Source organism: Rhizobium sp. 18055, assembly GCF_902706285.1.
In the GTDB taxonomy this organism is placed as follows: Bacteria; Pseudomonadota; Alphaproteobacteria; order Rhizobiales; family Rhizobiaceae; genus Rhizobium.
This window is the reverse complement of record NZ_CACSKD010000001.1, coordinates 630,836-649,963: the sequence shown is the minus strand read 5'-3', so window position 1 is coordinate 649,963 and position 19,128 is coordinate 630,836. Positions and strand designations below refer to the sequence as shown.

Below are 19,128 nucleotides of genomic sequence, written 5' to 3'. Positions count from 1 at the left end.
CATTATTTAGCTAGCCTAACAACAACTGTTAATTATTGGCGTATTCTAAACCTGTGTGCCTTCGGTCATTTGTTGCTCTGTTCATTCAAAGGAGCTGGAAATGACTACTTGGTTCATTACGGGAATTTCGCGAGGGCTTGGCAAGGCGTTGGCAATGGCAGCGCTTGCCGAGGGCGATACGGTTGTGGGGACGGTTCGAACGGGACCATTCTCGCTCGAGCATGAGAGAGGTGTCCTGCATGTCCTGAACGTCGACCTTGCCGACGACGGTGCGGCGGAGGCCAGCATCGCCGAAGCGTTCGCGCGGGTCGGCCACATCGACGTCATTGTCAACAATGCCGGATATGGGCTGCTTGGCGCATTGGAAAGCGCCACCGATGCGGAGGTCGAAAGGCTCTTTGCCATCGACGTCTTTGCGCCCTTCCGCATTATTCGGGCCGCCTTGCCCCATCTGCGTCGCCAGGCGTCTGGGAAAATCATCAACATAACCTCGATCGCCGGTCGCGCACCGAAGACCGGATCGGCCTTGTATTCCGCCGCGAAATACGCACTCGAAGGCCTGTCCGCGGCTTTGGCGCTTGAAGTCGCACCGCTCGGGATCAGTGTGACGGCAGTTGCGCCCGGCGCATTCCGGACCGACTTCCTCTCACCTCATTCGATCCGCAAGAGTGAAACCGCGGACGAGGCCTATGCCGAGACAATCGGCCGGAGTTCCGTCGCTTTCGATGCAGCGGCAGGTCGGCAGGTGGGTGATCCGGATCGCGCCGCCAGGGCGATTATAAGCCTGGTGCGCTCTGACAACCCGCCGGTTCATCTGCTGCTCGGAAGCGATGCGTTGCAGCGTGCTCGCAGCAAACTCGACCAGGTCGTCGATGAGATCGACGCATGGGAAGCCACCACGCTTGGCACGGACTTCAGGCAAGGACTTTGAAATGAGCATTCAGACACCATCGGGTTGTGACCTGTCCGGCAAGGTCGCAGTCGTAACGGGTGCGGCACGAGGCATTGGTCGCGACACCGTCAACCTGCTCCGGGCCAGAGGTGCACGCATCGTCGCCAGCGACCTCAATCCTTCCGTATAGGGCCTTGCTGGCGAGGATGTCGCCACGCTGTCCGGCGATATTGCTGACGAGACCACAGCAGTGCGCACGATGGCGCTTGCCATGGAATGGTTCGGTGCGATCGATATCCTCGTCAACAATGCCGGGCGCACCATGAACAAGGCGCTCATCGACATGAGCGCCGCCGACTGGGACGGCATGATGGCGGTCAACGCCCGCGGCAATTTCCTGCATTCACGAGAGGCAGTGAAGACGATGATTGGTCGGGGCGGCGGCGTTATCGTCAATGTCGCATCGATCGTCTTGGCGGTCGGGATGAAGGACACTGCGGTCTATGCTGCCTCGAAAGGCGCAATTGCGCAGCTTACCAAGGTCATCGCCGTCGAATACGGCGATCGAGGTATTCGGGCCAACGCCGTCGCACCGGGTGTCGTCGAGACCGACATTCTCGAAGGCATCGTCGAAGACAGCAAGACGACGCTGGCAAGCTATGGCGGCGTTCACCCGATCGGCCGCGTCGCACAGCCAGCCGACATTGCCGAAGTCATCGCCTTTCTCGCTTCGCCGGCATCCGCATTCATGACTGGCGCGGTGGTCATGGCGGTCGGCGGCTACACGGCTTTATAATTCAAAGGAAACAGATCATGACCAAATCCATTCTCATCGTCGCCGCAGAACGGGGCCTCGCGCTCGGCTTGCTCAACAGCTTTTTGACCGCGGCTGGAATGTCGTCGGGACCGCGCGGGCGGGGCAGACATCGATGATCTCCAGAAGGTTGGCTCAACCGATCCGGATCGGCTGGCAACGGCGACGCTAGACGTCACCGACACCGCGCAGATCGCACCCTTCCTGAACCAACTGGGAGATTGGCGCTTCGATGTCATCTATCTGAATGCGGGGATATTCGGTCCGCTGCACCAGAGTGTGACCGAAGGCACGAATGAGGAGTTTGCCGAGATCATGCTGACCAACACGTTCGGCCCCATCCGCCTTGCACACCACTTGCTGGGGCGGCTGGTCATGCCGGGTGGCACATTGGCATTCATGTCATCGCATCGGGGCAGCATTGCCATCAATGTCGAGGGCGGCCTCGAACTTTATCGGGCAAGCAAGGTGGCTCTGGACATGCTCGCCCCGCGGTATCTATTCAGACAACAAGGATGGAGGACTGTCCATCCATCCGGGTTGGACACGAACTGCAATGGGAACGCTGGATGGCGCTGTCGAGCGCGAGATCGAACTGGAACCCAGTGTCCGCGGCGTGGCGGATGTCGTCGAGAAGCACATGGGGTCGGGCGAGAACCTGTACCTCGACTACCAGGGTAACCATCTCGATTGGTAAAGCAGCAGTCGGTTCAAACTGGAAGCTCGCCGTCTCGCACTGTTGGCCTCAAGCCGGTCAGTCAATCAAGGCAAGGCGGCGACCAAATCAAGAGAAAATTCGTGTTTATAACAACAGCGTTCAGAGTTCATATCCATTCAAGGCGAAAAAAGCGGACAGCCCTCCAGTTGCGATAGTTTCGAAGATCGCCTTGCCACGGATCGTGCGTGCAATGCGGTTTCGCCCATCGGTAGTGCGCCATTCAGGTGGAATGAAGCGCCGTTGTTGCATCCAACGGCGCTGCCGTTTCCCATCCAGAGTTGCTACGGCCGTCCAAAGGAGCCGTGGCGGATGACGGTGTTGCCACGTGGGCCACGGGTCACTGAGGCGCCGGCGCATCTTTCGGGGCCGCAGCCACCGACAACAGCCCGCCCACCACCATTCGGGCCACGGGTTACGGCCGCTCCGCCGCAGCCATTATCGTTGCAGCCCGCTGCAACGGTTCGAGATCCGCCGCCGTAATAGCGATCCCACTGACTATGCCAAGGCTGGGCGTAATAATGTGTATTCCAGTACGTAACGCTGAACGCCACCGTAGCGATGCCCACGACAGGCACGATCGCAGGCGTCAGTACAGTAGTCTGCCCGTGATAGACGACATGAATATAGCTTGCCGCAACCCAGCCACGCATGCTGCCCCAGCTGATATCGCACCATGACCGATCTGCTATGCAGCCATAGACCTTCAGCGACGCGCTGCTGGGCAGGGTGGTTACAACTGGATACCGCGTGCTGGGGCCGGCTCGCAAATTGACCGAGGTGACGGCAATGCCGCCCGTCGCCGCAGAGGCTGTTGTGAAGATGCCGGAGGAAATCATGAGCGCCAACGCCAGAAGCAGCGCTGACAACCGTTTCTTAAGGCGTGTTTGCTGCCGTGTGCCGCCGGGTGAGCCACGCATCTCCCGATTTGTGAGGGAAGTTTCAAGTCTGTGATCAGCGATCATCCGTGGTTCTCCTTTGAACATTACATCCAGACAGTCAGCTGGGCTCTTTGATGGGGTATTTCAGATTTGCTGCGGAATATTGCAGTGGCCAATTGTGAGGCTGCAACAAACTGTAATCTTTCTGAAATGCTGCGGAGAACAGCTTGCTGTCCTATGACGGCTTGCTCTTGGAGGCTGTATTTCGTTTGGGTGCCTCTCCGAGGGATTTCGCGGCAGGAAGCAAGGACATGAGATGAACGCGCTTGCGCCGAGGCTGCACGCCGATCAAAAGGCGTTGATCATTCCTGGGACGTGCGGTCTCTACATATCCTGCGACACCAAGCCGGCCCAATATAATGAGCTGTCCTCGAGCGCCCAACTGCGGGTGACGGGTGCAGATGCGGATAAACGGGTTGCCTTCAATACAGACGCGCATGACAAGAATGGCTCCCTGTTGGCTCTGCATGGCCATCACAAGCTGGAGGTCTGATACGTGTCGTGCTGGGAAAGCCATCGATCGCTCTATGTTGGAAGAAACTTCGATCATGCCAATCGGCTTTTTTCGGACTATGCCACCATGATTTCAATATGTTACCGATACCCGAACGCAGGAAGGGCAAGATGACATGGACGAGCGCATAAAAATTTTGGTGGTCGAAGACGACCCTGAGATTCGCGATCTGCTCGACGAGTTTCTGACAGGAGAGGGTTATCAGATCCGCACCGCCGAGGGTGCTGCCGCGGCCGATCCTCTGGTCGAGCGCAGATGGCCAGATTTGATCATTCTGGACCTGATGATGCCTCGCGAAGACGGTCTTTCGTTTTGCCGCCGTATCCGCGTCCGTTCACAGGTGCCGATCATCATGGTGACTGCCAAGACAACCGACATTGATCGGATCATCGGGCTCGAATTCGGCGCAGACGACTACATCGCAAAGCCCTTTAATCCTCGCGAGCTTCTGGCGCGCGTGCGAGCAGTCCTCCGTCGGACAAATGGTTCGGTCGCTCAGTTGGAGGCGACAGGCAACGTCAAGCGCTTTGCCGGGCTCGTTGTCGATCCGCAAGCAAGGACCATTACGACCGAGGATGGGGCATCGGTGCCGCTGACGACAACAGAGTTTGATCTTCTCGCCTGCTTTCTGGAACGACCCAAGAGGGTTCTGTCGCGAGATCAGCTGCTTGATTTCACCCGCGGAACAGCGACGGAGACCTACGACCGGACGATCGATGTAGCGATCTCCCGTCTCAGGACCAAGCTTGCCGCTTGCCTGCCGCCAAACACCCAGGTCATCACCACCGTGCGCAATGCAGGGTATTTGTTCAACCTCTCGGTTACGGATGGTTGAAAGCAAGTATGAACCGGTTCGGTATTGTCGCAAGAATAGCTTTGATCGTCACCGCCGCTCTCTTCTTAAGTCAGCTGGCAATCGTGATTTCTTATGTTTGGCAAAGCGAACGTTCGCCCTTGCCGCCGTATGCAATTGCGGATCGTATAACCGCTGTCGTCCGCCTGATCGACGAAACAGCTCCGGAAAACCGGCAGGCGGCGCTCGACGTGGCCAGTGTTAACGGCTTCCACGTTGCTGTGTTGCCAGCCGTACCGGCGACATTTGAAGATTCGCTGGGTTTTGCCCGCATGCGCTTGATGACGCAGAAGATGGTCAAAGCCTACGCTTCCGACAGGGTCGTCCGGTCTGGTACACTCGATCCAGCCCTCAGGGCACCTGGCGGTTTGAAAATTGATTTCGCCGTCGGCTTGAAAACGGGCGAAGCGGCGATTTTCACGGTGTCGGACGACACGACCCTGCGTCTGTTCAACATGCCGATCGGCTTTATCGCGGGCTTTTTCGGAGTGGCTGTCGCGCTGATCGCGGTACTCGCGGTTGCGCGCGAGACCAGACCCCTGGTCAGACTGGCGGAAAGCATCGACGAACTCGGCAACCGCGTCGAACCGGTGGAGGTCGAGGAAAAGGGGGCACGCGAGCTGCGAACCTTGATCCGAGCGATCAACAACATGCAGGAACGAATATTGCGGCTCGTTGGCAACCGAACCCTATTTCTCGGTGCGATCTCCCACGACTTGAAGACCTACCTTACGCGGTTCCGCCTTCGTTTGGAAATGATGCCTCCTGGCTCTCACAGGGATCGTGCCGTTGTGGACGTGGAGGCGATGGAGCAACTTCTCAACGACGTGTTGCTCTTCGCCGGAGACGCGTCCCTCAATTCCGAGGTGGAAACCGTCGACCTGGGCCAAGTAGCAGAGCGCTGTGCGATCGAGGCCAATTTGCCGCCAACCCAAATCGCCTACCACTCGGCGGGGGCTGCACTCAACGTCCGCATACCGGAACGAGCATTGTGTCGGGTTATCGACAATCTGGTGTCCAACGCAGTGCGCTACGGCAAGCGGGCGGATGTGAGGACAGAACAGAGGCAGGGAATGGCTTGCCTTGTCATAGAGGACGATGGCCCAGGCATAGCTGAGGACGATATCGCCTCGGTGTTCGAACCGTTTTTCCGCGGCGAGCCGTCGCGAAATCGTGCCCACGGCGGAACCGGGCTTGGCCTGTCGATCGTCCGGCAGATTCTGGATGCGCACGGGGGAACGATCATCCTGTCCAATCGTGCCAGAGGGCAGGGGCTTCGGGCAACGGTCTGCCTTCCACTCGCAGGCCGCCTTCAATGAAGATATCGAAAAGGCAAAAGAACGGCGTCATACATTGAAACACACGTGAGTAACTGGCGCAAAGGACGGCCTGTATTGCTGGACTTCTTTCATCGAGGAGTTAATGGAATGGCTGGTTTACCATAATTCTCGAAGGCAAACATTCTTTCAGCGCTTCACGGACCCCGCGAAGCCGCCCTTGTTCTCCGAGCCAAGGGGGCGAGCTTTCATAGCCGTCATCGCTTGTGGCAGCGAGGCAGTCCCGTAATTGTTCGCGCAGTTCGAAGAGCGCATCAGCGAATACATCTCCTCTATCGCGAAAAGAATAGGCAAGATCGGCGACCTCGGAAAATGCGGCAGCTTCGGCATTGCATTCGAGGTTCGTCTCAGAAGTACGGATAAGTGGTCCTCGGTCAACATTGCTCGGACCGCCGGCATTTGCGATAGGTGCTGCAAGCACCATGGCGCCGATTAATGCAGTTTTCAGAAGCTTCATTGGTCGTTCCTTCTCCTGTGAAGAGGGGCTCTATGTGTGGGCTTGCAACCCACCCGGCTTCACGGATGTGATCCAGGCGGGTCGCAGACAAATCACGCAGACGTCACTGCTTCGCAGCCAAGGCATCGATCGTTGCCGAGCACTGGGCGGACAGCTTTTCTTTGTTTTCTTTCACACACGCCATGAGACCGCCGTTGCCTGGCTTCACGTCTGGGCACAGCTTCTGGATATCTTGCTTGCAGTTGTCGCGCAGCGCCATCTTGTCCGACATGGACAGCTGTTGCGCCGACGCTATGCTGGCGGTCGCCAGGAAGAGCACGGAGATATACTTGATCATTTGATATTCCTTTGAATGCGTCTCGCCGGACACGAGCACTTGGCTACACGTGACATGAGGCGCGATTGGCTGGAGCCTAGTCAGGGGCTGCGGACTGAGCCGATGTTTACGACGGCCCGCTGGCCAAGCTTTCGCATTCCTTGGTTGGCCATTGATTTCAAACCTATTTCAGTTTGTTGCAAGGCATAGGCTCGGTGCCTGTTGAAGCGTTGCAACCTGACGGATGGGGCGCAGGAGGCAGCGCTCCACAATTTTCGCGGAAGTCCGCTCAACGATTGATTGCCATCTTCGGCAGCAAATCTGCGCTCCTCATCGCGGACGACAGTCGCCCGGAAACAATCCGTAATAATATTGCAAACTTGATGCAACGGGCACGCTCTACACCTCCGGCCAAGGCTTTCGACGCCAGCGCGGCGGCGGTCGTCTTCGCTTCTTGCGACTGAGCTCGACTCCATGAAAGCGAACCTCTGTTGATCACGCCGGTAAGGACAGGTGCGCCAAATGCGACACGATACAGCCAAAATAGTCAGCCGCGCGTTCCTCCAGTCACGACGGCAAAAGCTAGGTCTTCTCCTATCAGCCGCGCTTTTGCTTTCTGCATGCAGTGGAGAAAGTCAGGAGACGTCTGCGGGCGTTCCTAAATCGGTCAATGTCACTCAACCCCAGACCGCAGCAATTACCCGATATCTCTATCAGACCGGCACAACCAAGGCACTCAACAGCGTTGATCTGACTGCGCGTGTCACGGGATACTTGAAATCCATCGACTATCGCGATGGGGCGGAGGTCAAGGCAGGACAGCGCCTGTTCCTGATTGATCCCGAACAGTATGAGGCGCAGGTGCGGCAAGCACAGGCGGCGGCAGAGCAGGCAAAAGCCAGTCTCGACAACGCTCAGGTGCAACTCAATCGGCAGGAGGAACTCGCCCACTCATCGACGACGACCCAGGCCAATGTCGATAATGCTCGTGCCACCCGCGACACATCAAGAGCGCAGCTCGATTCTGCCGAGGCGTCTCTCCAGGAGGCGCAAATCAACCTCGGCTATACCAATATCACCGCGCCATTCGATGGCTTCGTCACCGAGCATAAGGCCGATGTTGGAGCGCTTGTCGGCAGTGGCAGTCCGACCACGTTGGCGACGATCGTCAAGCTTGATCCGATCCATGTCTCTTTTTCAATCTCGGACACGGACATGCTGCAGATCCGCAAACAGATGCGGGAGCGCGGGCTGACAGAGAAGGATCTCCAGAACGTGTCCGTTGAAGCCGCGACGAGTGTCGATGAGAGCTTCCCGTATCAAGGCAGGCTCGACTACGTTGCACCGCAGACCGATGCGGCGACTGGAACGCTGTCCGTGCGCGCGCTCTTTGACAACAAGAATCGCGATCTTCTGCCGAACCTGTTCGTGCGGTTGCGCATTGCGATGGGTGTCGCCAAGGATGGACTACTCGTGCCTCCCTCTGCAATCGGAACAGATCAGCAAGGGCGTTTCGTGCTTGCAGTCAACAATGATGGCATCGTCGAGCGGCGATCTGTGTCCGTGCTTGAGCGAAGCGGCGACCTTCAGCAGGTTGCCGGTGCTCTGTCTGCAGAAGACTGGATCGCACAAAACGCGCTGTCCAACATCAAGGCCGGCGAGAAGGTCAGCAAAGAGCCAACTCGGTCCCCGGGTGGCCGGGCAGCCAGCGCACGGTTGCGTACCTTGGCCCCATCCGCCAATTGATCGGACGATACCATGTTTTCGAAGTTCTTTATCGAGCGCCCGGTTCTGGCCAACGTGATAGCGTTGCTGACAGTCCTTGTTGGCGTCATCGCGTTCTTCTCGCTGCCGATTACGCAATATCCCAATATTGTCCCGCCAACCGTTCAGGTTACTGCCCGGTATCCCGGTGCGAGCGCGAAGACGCTGATGGACACCGTGGCATTGCCGATCGAGCAACAGGTCAACGGCGTGCCTGGAATGCTCTACATGCAATCGACGAGCGCGAGCGATGGCTCGTATTCCTTGACGGTCACCTTCGATATCGGGACGGATTCCGACGAGGCACAAATTCTCGTTCAGAACCGGGTGGATGCCGCCAATGCCCAGCTTCCGAGCGCTGTCCAGTCGCAGGGTGTAAACGTTCGCAAACGTTCGACGTCCATTCTGGCCTTCGTGACCTTGAGTGCATCAGATCCAAAATACGATAGCCTATTTCTCGCAAATTACGCGACGATCAATCTGAAGGACCGCTTGGCGCGTGTGCCTGGCGTAGGGGACGTAACAGTCTACGGTGCAGGCGACTATGCCATGCGGATATGGCTTGACGCCGACCGCCTGCAGGCCCGCGGATTGAAGCCTTCGGACATCGTTGGTGCAATTCAGTCGCAGAGCCAAACAGTCCCCGCCGGCCAGGTCGGCATGCCACCGGTCGAAAGCGGTCAGGGTTTTCAGACGCCGATCGAAATAAACGGCAGACTGGATCAGGTCGAGCAGTTCGAAGACGTGATCGTCAAGAGCGATACCGAAACCGGAGCGATCACCAGGATTCGTGATATCGCACGCGTCGAACTCGGCTCAAAGTCGTACAATCAGATCTTCCGGGTCAATGGTCGCGCGTCGGCATCGCTGGCAATCAGCCAACTCCCGGAAGCGAACGCACTTGATGTCGCCGAAGCGGTCGAGCAGCGCATGCGTGAACTGTCGAAGGACTTTCCGGCTGGGCTAAGCTATTCGGTTCCTTTCAACACCACAGCCTTCGTCAATGCAGCGGTCGATGAGGTCTATAAGACGTTGATCGAGGCGTGCGTCATCGTTCTCATGGTCATCCTGCTCTTTCTGCAGGACTGGCGCGCCATGCTCGTGCCCGCAACCACCGTTCCGGTGACGCTCATAGGTGCTTTCGCCGCCATGGCAGCGCTCGGTTTTTCGATCAACATGTCGACACTGTTTGCTCTGGTGCTGGCGATCGGGATCGTTGTCGATGATGCTATCATCATCGTCGAGGGAGCGGCACGTCAGATGTCCAATGGGCTCTCTGCGCCGAAGGCAGCCGAAAAAGCGATGGGCGAGCTGTTCGGGCCGATCATTGGCATCACGCTCGTTCTCGTCGCTGTTTTCCTGCCGGCAGCCTTCCTGCCCGGTTTAACCGGCAAGCTCTATCAGCAGTTCGCTCTGGTCATCGCCAGTACCGCCGTCATCAGTGCAATCAACGCCGTAACCTTGAAGCCGGTGCAGGCGGCTTTGTGGATGCGCCAAATCAAGCCGGTTGCAGAACGCAACCTCATCTTCCGATGGTTCGACCGGGGATTCAATCGGCTGGAGAACGGCTATGCCAGCCTTCTCGCAAGACTAATGCGTTTTCGCTACGTCGTCGCGGTTGGCGGTGCCGTCATCGTCGTGCTGGCCTTCGTCGGTCTGTTGCGCACGCCGACCGGTTTTCTTCCAATCGAGGATCAGGGCTATCTGGTGGCGGCGGTGCAATTGCCGCCAGGAGCGTCGCTGGAGCGCACCGACAACGCGCTGAAGGATGTGGAGAAGCGGCTACGGGAGCAGCCAGGCGTCGACAACGTCATCACAGTGGCGGGCGTGTCGTTGCTGGACGGCAACGCATCGATGCCCAGCGCCGGCCTGGCTTATATCGTCCTGAAACCTTGGGGCGAACGCGGCAAGGCGCAAAGCCTCTTGCCGATCTATCAGTCGATCTCCAAAAGGCTCGGAAATCTCAAAGATGGCCTTGCCGTCGTCGTGCCGCCGCCATCGATCCAGGGCATCGGCAATACGGGCGGGTTCACCATGATGGTCGCACTGACCGATGGGTCAAATGACTTCAATCGGCTCGCAAGTGTCGCTAACAGTATTGTTGAAAAAGCTGCTCAAGACCCACGCCTTCAAGGCGGCGTGCGGGCGAATGCGAATTTCAACGCGCCGCAATTAACCGTCAGCATCGACCGGACCAAGGCTGCGACGTTTGGCGTTGCGATCGGCGACCTGTTCAATGCCCTCTCGGGGTACATGGGATCATCTTATGTCAACCAGTTCACGCGGTTCGGCCACACATTCCAGGTCTATGTCCAGGCAGAAGGCTCCTACCGCACCGTCGCGGACGGCATGGAGCGCCTGAAAGTACCGAATTCATCCGGTGCACTGGTGCCAGTCAGCAGCATGGTCACGGTTGAAGAGAAATCAGGCCCTTCGTTGATCACGCTCTACAACCTGCAGCCGGCAACATCGATCAACGGCCGCCTCCAGCCGGGCGTCAGCTCAGGGGAAGCCATGGGCCTTATGGAAAAGGCAGCCACGGAAGTGCTTCCTTCCGGCGCCTCCACCGACTGGACCGCAATCTCCTACCAGGAGAAACTGGCGGGCAACCAAATCTACGTCGCCTTTGGACTTGCCCTGGTTCTCGTCTACTTTCTGCTTGCTGGTCAATATGGCAGCTGGCTTGGGCCACTGCCCGTGATCTTCTCGGTACCTTTGGCACTTGCAGGTCCGGTTGGGGTGCTGCTCGCACTCGGCCTTCAGAATACCATCTATACGCAAATCGGCTTGGTATTGCTCGTCGCACTGGCGGCCAAGAACGCGATCCTGATCGTTGAATTCGCACGAGAACTCAGGATCAAGGAACGGCAATCGCTGATTGATTCGGCAGTCAATGCGGGCAAGGTTCGATTTCGGCCCATCTTGATGACATCAATCGCGTTCATCCTCGGCATGTTCCCCCTGGTGCTTGCCACCGGCGCCGGCGCCAATGCCAGCAAGTCGATCGGTATTTCCGTGGTCAGCGGCATGTTGGTTTCTACGATTCTTTCGATTTTCGTCGTGCCTGCGCTGTATCTGATCGTTCGCGGGTTGGAAGAGCGTTGGAAACCGATGGAAGATCCCGAAAGCGCATAAAGAGGTGCTCACCGTTGAGATCCCTTCATGGTGTCCGCTGCTGCCTGCGCGTCGATCTTGATGCCGCACTTTTCGAATGTGCAAACTGAACTGGAGTGCACCGACATTTATCGCCAACGGCTCGCGGTTGTCGGCTGATGAGATCGTCTGTCCGCCTACTAATGGGTTGCTGCCAAGAACTTTACAGTTTCCGGGTGTTGAGGAGCGGTAAAGAGTCTGTCCGGTTCAGCGATTTCCGCCATCACTCCCTGATGGAAGAACGCCACGCGATCTGAGACCTCGCGTGCGAATTTCATCTCATGAGTGACGCAGATCATTGTCATTCCCTCCGACGCAAGCATTCGGAGCGTGTCAAGGACTTCCCCGACCAGCATCGGATCGAGAGCAGAGGTAACCTCGTCAAACAGCATATACTCGGGGGACATCGCGAGAGCCCGGGCAATTGCCATTCGTTGCTGCTGGCCTCCCGACATTCGGCTTGGAAAAACGGAGAGTTTTTCAGCCAGCCCCACATGCGTGAGTTGCTTCACGGCAATTTCCTCTGCTCGGTCCTTCGACACGCCACGCACCTTCATCGGTGCGAGCATAACGTTTTCAAGAACCGTCAGATGGGGAAAGGCGTTCCATTGCTGGAAGACGATGCCGACTTTCTGGCGCAGCTTGTTGAGATCGGTGGACTTTGCATGGACCTCCGTCCCGTCCAGTCGGATTTTTCCGGAATCTATCGGCTCGAGTCCGTTTATACAGGTGAGTAGGGTCGATTTTCCTGAGCCTGAACCGCCGATAACGGTGAGCACTTCGCCTTTGGTTACGGTCAGGTTGATGCCCTTGAGAACCTCCAGCGGGCCGAAGGACTTTCTGACGTTTTCAATCTCAATCATTGGGGGACCACCGTCTTTCGAGATAACCGCCGATACGCGCGATCGGGAAGCTGATGAGGAAATAGATCAGGCCGCAAAGCATCAAGATGAAGATGGGTTCCTGAAGCCTGGTTACGAGAATTTGCGATGCCCTGAGAAGTTCGATCAGGCCAAGCCAGAATACCAGCGCACTGTCTTTCATGACGCCGAGCGTCAAGCCAATCCAGGAGGGGAGCGAGATGCGTGTCGCCAAAGGCATGACGATGTAGCGCATGTCCTGGAACCAGCTCATGCCAAGTGATCGCGCCGCGCGCCGGGTCGTAGTGGGAACTGAGCCGATCCCGCCGCGGACGATTTCCGTGCAGTAGGATGCTGTGTAGAGGGAAAGAACGACACAGGAGGTGGTGAAAGGCGGCCACCCCAATTTCAAAATGGATTGCAACGAGTTGCCAAGCACAAGCTGTATGAGCAGCGGCACAGAGCGAAACACATCTAAGATGAAAGTCAGGGGAGCAGTAACATAGGGATTAAACTGATATCTGATGACGCCAAACAAAATCCCCAAGATCGTTCCAGCTGCCACCGAAACGGCCGTAACGGCAAGCGTCATGCCGGCGCCTTTAGCCAAGAAGAGCAAGTCGTTCCAGCTGAGAGCAGTTTCAAACATGGTCAACCTCCCTCAGTAACGGAACAGGCGAGCCGCCGCCAAGCGAGCCGCAAATGTAACGATTTTCGCAATCGCATAATAAATCACAGCCGCTATCGCGAAGAATTCGAATGTGCGGAAAGATCGCGCGTTCAAGTCCTGCGTTACGCCGGTCAGGTCGGAGTTCATTCCCACCGTCACGCCAAGAGAAGTCATCAAGATCGCCCAGACCATCTGGTTGATGCTGGGAAGGAACGCAATTCTCAGCATTTGGGGCATCACGATGTATCGGAATGCTTGAAGTGAGGTCATTCCAAGAGACCGTCCTGCACGGGCTTGCGTATCGGGTATGCCCTTCAGGGCTCCACGAAAGCTCTCTGTCAAGTAACCAGCATTGTTGAACGAGATGCCAGCCAACAGAGCTATGTAAGGGCTCAAGTGGATCCCGAATGCGCCGAGGCCGAAGTGAGCCATGTATATCTGGAAGAGCGCAGGCGTATTTCGGGCAATCTCAACCCAAGTGGATGTCACCGCTTTCAGGACGGTTACGCCGGACAAACGAAAAACGGTGAGTGTGATCGCGATCACGATGCCGATCGCCATCGAAAGCACCGCGATTTGGAGCGTGACGACAGCGCCATCGAGCATTTGCGGCAAAGCTCGGAAGGCTTGGTTCCAGTGGAAGGTGTAGCCGAACATGCTCATGGCCTTTCGGAAAGTGGCGGCGCGTGAGTTCCAGTGCGCCGCCTATTTGACCAGGGATCAGCGATACACGCCAGTCACCGTCAGAGCCGGAGGTTCGCCACCGCCGACCCACTTGTCGTACAGCTCCTTGTAGCGACCAGTGCGGACCTGCTGGTTGATGAACAGGTTAAGGTAGTTTATGAGGCCGTACTCCTCGCGGCTCGCGAAAAGGGAGACGTAGTCGGTATCGAATGGCGCCTTGCCCACGACCGCGATGCCAGGAAACTTGCCGGTCTTGATGGTGGCTTGGGCGACCGTTGACGTTGAGACAGTGGCATCAATCTGTCCCTGGCTCAGTGCGAGAAACACGTCAGCCTGGGTCTGGTAAGGCCGGAATTCACCTGCACCCCATTCCTTCACCTGTTTTTCAAGCGCGATCGCTTCGTAGGTGCCAGCGGTAGCGCCGACTGTCTTACCCTTCATGCCCTCGTAGGACGTGACGCCCGACTTTTCATTTGCCGTCACAGCCATTTCGAATGCGAAGTAGGGGATCGTCATGCCTACCGTCTTGGCGCGCTCAAGCGTGTCCGAGGTCGATGCGACCCCGACGTCAACGCGGCCAGACATAAGTGCAGGAATGCGCTCGGGAAACGGTGTCTCGACGATCTCTGCGGTGACACCAAGGACCTTGGCGAGATCGTTGCAGTAGTCAACGTCGAACCCGATAGGATTGTTGTTCGCGTCGCGCGATCCCATGGGAGGGAAGTCGAGAACGACAGCACAACGCAGCGTACCTGCTGAGATGATATCGTCCAGTTTGTCTGCTTGGGCCTGACCGGTGAGCGAGAGGGCAGCAATAGCGCTCAGGGCGAGCATATACTTCTTCATGACACATTCCCCTTTTGTTGGGCCAGCTTTTGACCGGCAGAGCGGAGTATTCACCTCTTATGACGGAAATCAATCGCAAAATACAAAATGTATACATAAAGTCGACTAAAAAATCATGGGCCTTAGCGATCTGTACCAGTCGGAAAAAGCGAATTTTGTATATTTTATGCATGCTTAGCCACCAAGGCAATACCTTGTGGAAAACATCGCTTTTTTTTGGCTTGTTTGTGCCCTTCTGAGTGGGCCGAGGCCACAAATCGGCAGGGCGGCCCGCGACAAGGCGCGTTCCATACTGTCGGAGCAATTTCATTGATCGCGCCGGTCTGGCGCTATGCGGCGTCTAATTGCGCGACTGCCAACCAGTTACAGCGAAATGTCCAACGTATTTTTGCGTGTAAACAGTCTCTGAACTTGCGAAACAATCTGTTCACCATGAGCTTTTCCCAGCCGATCCGCTGCATCCAAATCTCGCGCTTCGATTGCAAGGATTATTTGCTCGTGCTCGGCTGCAAAGCGTTGCGGAAATTGCTCTTCAAAAGACCGGTAATAGAGTGCCAGTATCCGGCGCCCCTCGTCCAGAAGGCGGCGAAACATGGCGGTAAGGTATGGGTTGCGACCTGCCTCAGCGATCGCAGCGTGAAATTCTGCGTTGGTCGCGATCATGCTAGGCGCGTCACACAGTTGAAGCGCTGTTGCATATTTTTCGTGGAACCCTCGTATTGAAACCAGATCGAGAGGGCGATGGTTCTCCGCAGCAAGGCGGGTCGTCACTCTGTAAAATAGCACCAAGGCATCGAAAAATGTGCCCAGATTCACAAAGTCGATATTCGAAACCATGGTTGAGCGGTTTGGCAGAGTCTCGATCAGACCGTCGCCCGCAAGTTTCACCAGCGCTTCTCGAATTGGCGTCCTGGACATTTCGAAGCGATCAGCAAGTTGGACTTCGTCCAATGCGCTACCCGGCGGAATGGCGAGATTCAGAATTTCGTCTCGTAGCGTGTCGTAGACCAATTTAACGCCCGAGCCACGCCGACGCTCAATAATGAGTTTTGCATCCTGATCTGCCATAAAGACTCCTTGTCGACAAAGAAGATACAGGCATGAGCATTTCGAGGCAATATCCCGTAAAACTGGGTGCCGACAAATCCAGGAAAGCAGAACTGCATTTGGTGATGAAAGCGCGAAATTGGCTGTCTATAGCGAGCAGCTAACGTCAGGACAGAAGCGGGGCTGGCCGGCCTGGCTCCTGATATCCCAACGGCACGATCTTCGGACTGCTGCAATCGCCGCGAACGCCGTGAAGACATTGCGGTCCGGGCGGCGTCGGCATCCGCTCACTTTGGCGCAACGTCAGCAACGCTCACATCGACGCGACCCACGAAGCTTTTCATCATCGCCCGTAGAACAATCACGGCGGACGCTGCGCCCGGATCTATGTGCCCGAGCGATCGTTCGCCGAGCCTCGATGCCCTGCCGCGGGCGGCAACCATCGAACGCGTGGCATTGGCGCCCACCTCGGCTGCCTCCGTCAGGCGGCTCCACACCTCCTCTGCTTCCGCGCCGCGAGATTGGGCCTCGACGGCTGCTTCTGTTGCCGGAATCCAGGCATCGAGCATCGTCTTGTCGCCCCGCTGCCCTTTGCCTCGTTCCTTAATGCCTGCCGTCATCGCTTCGATGATCGCCACCTGACTGCCGATCGAAAGCGTCTCATCCTTTTTGAGCGCCTGCCCGGCTTTGATAAAGGCACTTGCATAAAGAGGTCCGGTGGATGCACCGACAGCGTTGAGGAAGGCCGCTGCGGCGCTCGCGAACACCTCGGAACCCTTCGCCTGATCAAGATCCATGCCGGCCAGTTCCGCTGTCACGGCGTTGAAGCCGAGCGACATGGTTATGCCGTGATCGGCATCACCAATTGCTCCATCCAAAGCTGTGAGGCGATCTTTCTCTGCGTCGATCGCAGCAGAAATATCACCAAACATCCGGCCAAGAACGCGCGCGACGCAAACAGACATGACGATCCTCCGTCGATCGGTCAGGCTTCCCTGCCGATCCTCCCTATTCAAGTAATTTTCAGCAACGGACTGTCGCACGGGTGCGCCAGCAGCGAACTCAGCTCATCATCCAGATGCAAGATCGAAATCGATGCGCCGACCATGTCGAGGGACGTGCAGTAATGTCCGACCCAGCTTGCATCGATGGCGACGCCCTTTGCCGACAACCGTTGTTCGACCCGCCTGAAGAGGATGTAGAGCTCCATCAGCGGCGTGCCGCCGAAGGAATTGATCAGCACGGCGACGCGGTCGCCGGCAGCCGGCTTCATCTCGGAGAAAATGCGATCGACGACCTTATCGACGATGGCGTCGGCGGTGATCATCTTCTCTCGCGCCACGCCGGGCTCTCCGTGTATGCCCATGCCGAATTCGATATCTTCAGGTCCGATATCGAAGTTGTACCGCCGGGTCTGCGGCATAGAGCAGGCTTCGAGGGCCACTCCGACAGTATAGGTACGATCGTTTGCCTTGCGGGTGATCGCCTCGCATCGCGCAAGCGGGAAACCACGATCGCAGGCTGCCCCGGCGATCTTGAAGATGAAGAAGTTGCCGGCAACGCCGCGCCGGCCTTCGCGGTCCTCCAGCGGCGACGAGGCGATGTCATCCGTCGTCAGTACGGTTCGCACCGGAATTCCGTTCGCCTCCGCCATCTCGGCGGCCATTTCAAAATTCATGACGTCGCCGGCATAGTTGCCGTAGACAAACAGCACGCCTTCTCCCCCTGATGCAGCTTCCGTGCAACGAAGAATGGGGGCGGGCGGCGGTGACGAAAAAATATTGCCGATCGCAACGGCGTCTGCCAGGCCCTTGCCGACATAGCCGTAAAATCCCGGTTCATGGCCGGCACCGCCACCGATGACGAGGCCGACCTTGCCCGGTCTCGGCCCATCGCAGGCGACGAGGGCGCGCCGTGATCGGTCGATCGGGCGTAGATAGCGGGCGTGGGCCTTGGTGATGCCCTCGAGCATCTCCTCCACGGCGCTGTCGGGATTGTTGAGGAATTTCTTGGTGTAGATCCGCTGGGTCGTCGGCACTGGCGTCAGGCTATTGTCGGCCTTGGTGCGATGCGAAACCTTCTGATCGACGTCAGGAGCGCCATCTGCCTTGAGAATGCCGCGGGCTGTCGCAGCGTCGGTAATCAGCACGTTGACATAGTTGCCACGGAGCGCCGCGAGGATCGCCGGAACCTTGTCGAAGCCGCCTGCAATGGCGATGCGCAAGCCGATATTCTTCAGCATCTCCAGCGAAATGCCGATGGTTCGGTCGTCGAGCGGCCCGGAGATGGGACGTCCGTGCCCATCGATGAACCGGCCGGCAACGACACCGACGGCGTTCCTCGCCAGATAGTCCTGAAGCGATACGGATTCGAAAAATCCGCTGGTGTGGATGGTCGAGTTCGGGCGCAGCGAGGAGATGCCGAAGAGCGCCTTCGTGGCGCGAGACAGCGTCTGGAACTGCCCGTCGATCAGTGGCTCGCGCATGAGCACGTCGCGAATATCGGCGGTCGAAACGATGGCAGGTGCGGAGATGTTGATCAGCTTGCCGCCAACCGCATCGGCGATCGACGCTGCACAGAGTTCCGGCGTATAGGCAAAGCTCGCCCGTGTTCCGCCGGTTGCCTGAACAACGGTCACGTCCTGCAGGCCCGGCGCAAATGCCCGTTCGCCGACCGCAAGCACTGTCCGGCCCCAGGACACGGCAAGTGTGTCGCCGGATTTCAAAAGCCGTTGAAGAGCCTGGGCTCCGGCTACGCCGAGCCTCTCGATCAGCGGGCGTGCGCTGTCGTCACTCGGCACGACGAGGCAATCGACGAGACCGAAGTGGCGTTTCAGTTCTTGCGCCACCGTCAGCGAGGCGAGGCGCGCCGGCTCTATGGAAATGTTGACAATGCCTCTTTCCCGCGCTTCGGCGAGGTAGCTGTTGACCGTCGCCCGGGAGATGCCCATGGCGTCGGCAATGTCCCCTTGCGTCATGCCGTCTTCATAGTAGAGCCAGCATGCCCAGACATAGGGATCGTCGCCATAGCGCAGCGGCATTGTGTCAAACGTTTCGGAGACGGTTGCCTTGCCGGCTCCACTCTTGCGCTGCTGCGATGGTTTGGCTGTCATCTAACTGCGATGTCTCCCTTTTTTCTCAGCGGCGAGGATGGAAGTTATCCCAGCGCTTTGCAATGCCGTTCAACAAGCCAAAGGCGGCGGGCGGCCTGACCGACGTCGATCCGGCCGCCCAGCCTTGGGAGTGGCTTGCATCAGCATCCGGCC

General features: G+C 57.6%; 18 protein-coding genes and 2 pseudogenes. 10 read left to right on the top strand and 10 right to left on the bottom strand.

Features of this window, described 5'->3' with window-relative positions:
- The first annotated feature begins 100 nt into the window (after window positions 1-100).
- The 5 genes and pseudogenes from GVL52_RS02965 (at window position 101) to GVL52_RS30760 (ending at window position 2,403) form a co-directional block, all read left to right on the top strand.
- Window positions 101-931, top strand: coding sequence for an SDR family NAD(P)-dependent oxidoreductase (locus GVL52_RS02965; protein WP_160003866.1), 831 nt, complete (start codon window positions 101-103; stop codon window positions 929-931).
- A pseudogene (locus GVL52_RS02960) lies at window positions 831-1,517 on the top strand (SDR family NAD(P)-dependent oxidoreductase); the annotation flags it as partial. The gene GVL52_RS02965 and the pseudogene GVL52_RS02960, both read left to right, overlap by 101 nt.
- Entirely contained in the window at window positions 1,506-1,688 is a 183-nt protein-coding gene (locus GVL52_RS31300; RefSeq protein ID WP_368735325.1) for an SDR family oxidoreductase, read from the top strand. The pseudogene GVL52_RS02960 and the gene GVL52_RS31300, both read left to right, overlap by 12 nt.
- 93 nt (window positions 1,689-1,781) lie before the next feature.
- A pseudogene (locus tag GVL52_RS31295) lies at window positions 1,782-2,183 on the top strand (SDR family oxidoreductase); the annotation flags it as partial.
- Between the two features lie 79 nt (window positions 2,184-2,262).
- Window positions 2,263-2,403 carry a hypothetical protein gene (locus GVL52_RS30760; RefSeq protein WP_244619076.1) on the top strand — a complete coding sequence of 47 codons (141 nt, stop codon included), beginning with the start codon at window positions 2,263-2,265 and terminating at the stop codon, window positions 2,401-2,403.
- Between the two features lie 302 nt (window positions 2,404-2,705).
- Here the strand turns inward: GVL52_RS30760 and GVL52_RS02950 are convergent, their stop codons facing one another.
- Window positions 2,706-3,260 (bottom strand): SH3 domain-containing protein, encoded by a 555-nt coding sequence (locus tag GVL52_RS02950; RefSeq protein ID WP_160003865.1) that lies wholly within the window; start codon window positions 3,258-3,260, stop codon window positions 2,706-2,708.
- Window positions 3,261-3,618: 358 nt separating this feature from the next.
- Here GVL52_RS02950 and GVL52_RS02945 point away from each other — a divergent pair, with 358 nt between their 5' ends.
- The 3 genes from GVL52_RS02945 to GVL52_RS02935 all read left to right on the top strand — a co-directional run bounded on the left by GVL52_RS02945 (window position 3,619) and on the right by GVL52_RS02935 (window position 6,048).
- On the top strand, window positions 3,619-3,855 hold the full coding sequence (locus GVL52_RS02945; protein ID WP_160003864.1) for a hypothetical protein: 237 nt from the start codon (window positions 3,619-3,621) through the stop codon (window positions 3,853-3,855).
- 136 nt (window positions 3,856-3,991) lie between these two features.
- Window positions 3,992-4,711 carry a response regulator gene (locus GVL52_RS02940; RefSeq protein ID WP_160003863.1) on the top strand — a complete coding sequence of 240 codons (720 nt, stop codon included), beginning with the start codon at window positions 3,992-3,994 and terminating at the stop codon, window positions 4,709-4,711.
- A gap of 8 nt (window positions 4,712-4,719) precedes the next feature.
- Entirely contained in the window at window positions 4,720-6,048 is a 1,329-nt protein-coding gene (locus tag GVL52_RS02935; RefSeq protein ID WP_160003862.1) for an ATP-binding protein, read from the top strand.
- A 100-nt stretch (window positions 6,049-6,148) separates the two neighbouring features.
- Here the strand turns inward: GVL52_RS02935 and GVL52_RS02930 are convergent, their stop codons facing one another.
- Window positions 6,149-6,523, bottom strand: a complete 375-nt coding sequence (locus GVL52_RS02930; RefSeq protein WP_160003861.1) for a hypothetical protein — start codon at window positions 6,521-6,523, stop codon at window positions 6,149-6,151.
- Window positions 6,524-6,626: 103 nt separating this feature from the next.
- Entirely contained in the window at window positions 6,627-6,860 is a 234-nt protein-coding gene (locus tag GVL52_RS02925; protein ID WP_160003860.1) for a cysteine rich repeat-containing protein, read from the bottom strand.
- A gap of 501 nt (window positions 6,861-7,361) precedes the next feature.
- On the opposite strand from GVL52_RS02925, the gene GVL52_RS02920 reads away from it, so the two are divergent.
- Together GVL52_RS02920 and GVL52_RS02915 are read left to right on the top strand one after the other, a co-directional pair.
- A complete protein-coding gene (locus tag GVL52_RS02920) occupies window positions 7,362-8,585 on the top strand; it encodes an efflux RND transporter periplasmic adaptor subunit (RefSeq protein WP_160003859.1) in 1,224 nt (407 codons plus the stop codon).
- 12 nt (window positions 8,586-8,597) lie between these two features.
- Window positions 8,598-11,738: an efflux RND transporter permease subunit gene (locus GVL52_RS02915; protein ID WP_160003858.1), complete on the top strand. Its 3,141-nt coding sequence runs from the start codon at window positions 8,598-8,600 to the stop codon at window positions 11,736-11,738.
- A gap of 158 nt (window positions 11,739-11,896) precedes the next feature.
- Here GVL52_RS02915 and GVL52_RS02910 read toward each other — a convergent pair whose 3' ends face one another.
- From GVL52_RS02910 to GVL52_RS02880, 7 genes are all read right to left on the bottom strand, one after another.
- Complete coding sequence (locus tag GVL52_RS02910) at window positions 11,897-12,619, bottom strand: amino acid ABC transporter ATP-binding protein (RefSeq protein WP_160003857.1); 723 nt, start codon at window positions 12,617-12,619, stop codon at window positions 11,897-11,899.
- Complete coding sequence (locus tag GVL52_RS02905; protein WP_160003856.1) at window positions 12,612-13,265, bottom strand: amino acid ABC transporter permease; 654 nt, start codon at window positions 13,263-13,265, stop codon at window positions 12,612-12,614. Before GVL52_RS02905 ends, GVL52_RS02910 begins: the two co-directional genes overlap by 8 nt.
- Before the next feature lie 12 nt (window positions 13,266-13,277).
- Window positions 13,278-13,943 (bottom strand): amino acid ABC transporter permease, encoded by a 666-nt coding sequence (locus tag GVL52_RS02900; RefSeq protein WP_160003855.1) that lies wholly within the window; start codon window positions 13,941-13,943, stop codon window positions 13,278-13,280.
- Window positions 13,944-14,006: 63 nt separating this feature from the next.
- Window positions 14,007-14,816, bottom strand: a complete 810-nt coding sequence (locus GVL52_RS02895; RefSeq protein ID WP_160003854.1) for a transporter substrate-binding domain-containing protein — start codon at window positions 14,814-14,816, stop codon at window positions 14,007-14,009.
- 363 nt (window positions 14,817-15,179) lie between these two features.
- The gene (locus GVL52_RS02890; protein ID WP_160003853.1) at window positions 15,180-15,884 is read right to left on the bottom strand and encodes a GntR family transcriptional regulator; all 705 of its coding nucleotides are present in this window, start codon (window positions 15,882-15,884) and stop codon (window positions 15,180-15,182) included.
- Between the two features lie 266 nt (window positions 15,885-16,150).
- The gene (dhaL, locus tag GVL52_RS02885; RefSeq protein WP_160003997.1) at window positions 16,151-16,828 is read right to left on the bottom strand and encodes a dihydroxyacetone kinase subunit DhaL; all 678 of its coding nucleotides are present in this window, start codon (window positions 16,826-16,828) and stop codon (window positions 16,151-16,153) included.
- Between the two features lie 47 nt (window positions 16,829-16,875).
- A complete protein-coding gene (locus GVL52_RS02880; RefSeq protein ID WP_160003852.1) occupies window positions 16,876-18,975 on the bottom strand; it encodes a bifunctional sugar-binding transcriptional regulator/dihydroxyacetone kinase subunit DhaK in 2,100 nt (699 codons plus the stop codon).
- Window positions 18,976-19,128 lie beyond the last annotated feature (153 nt).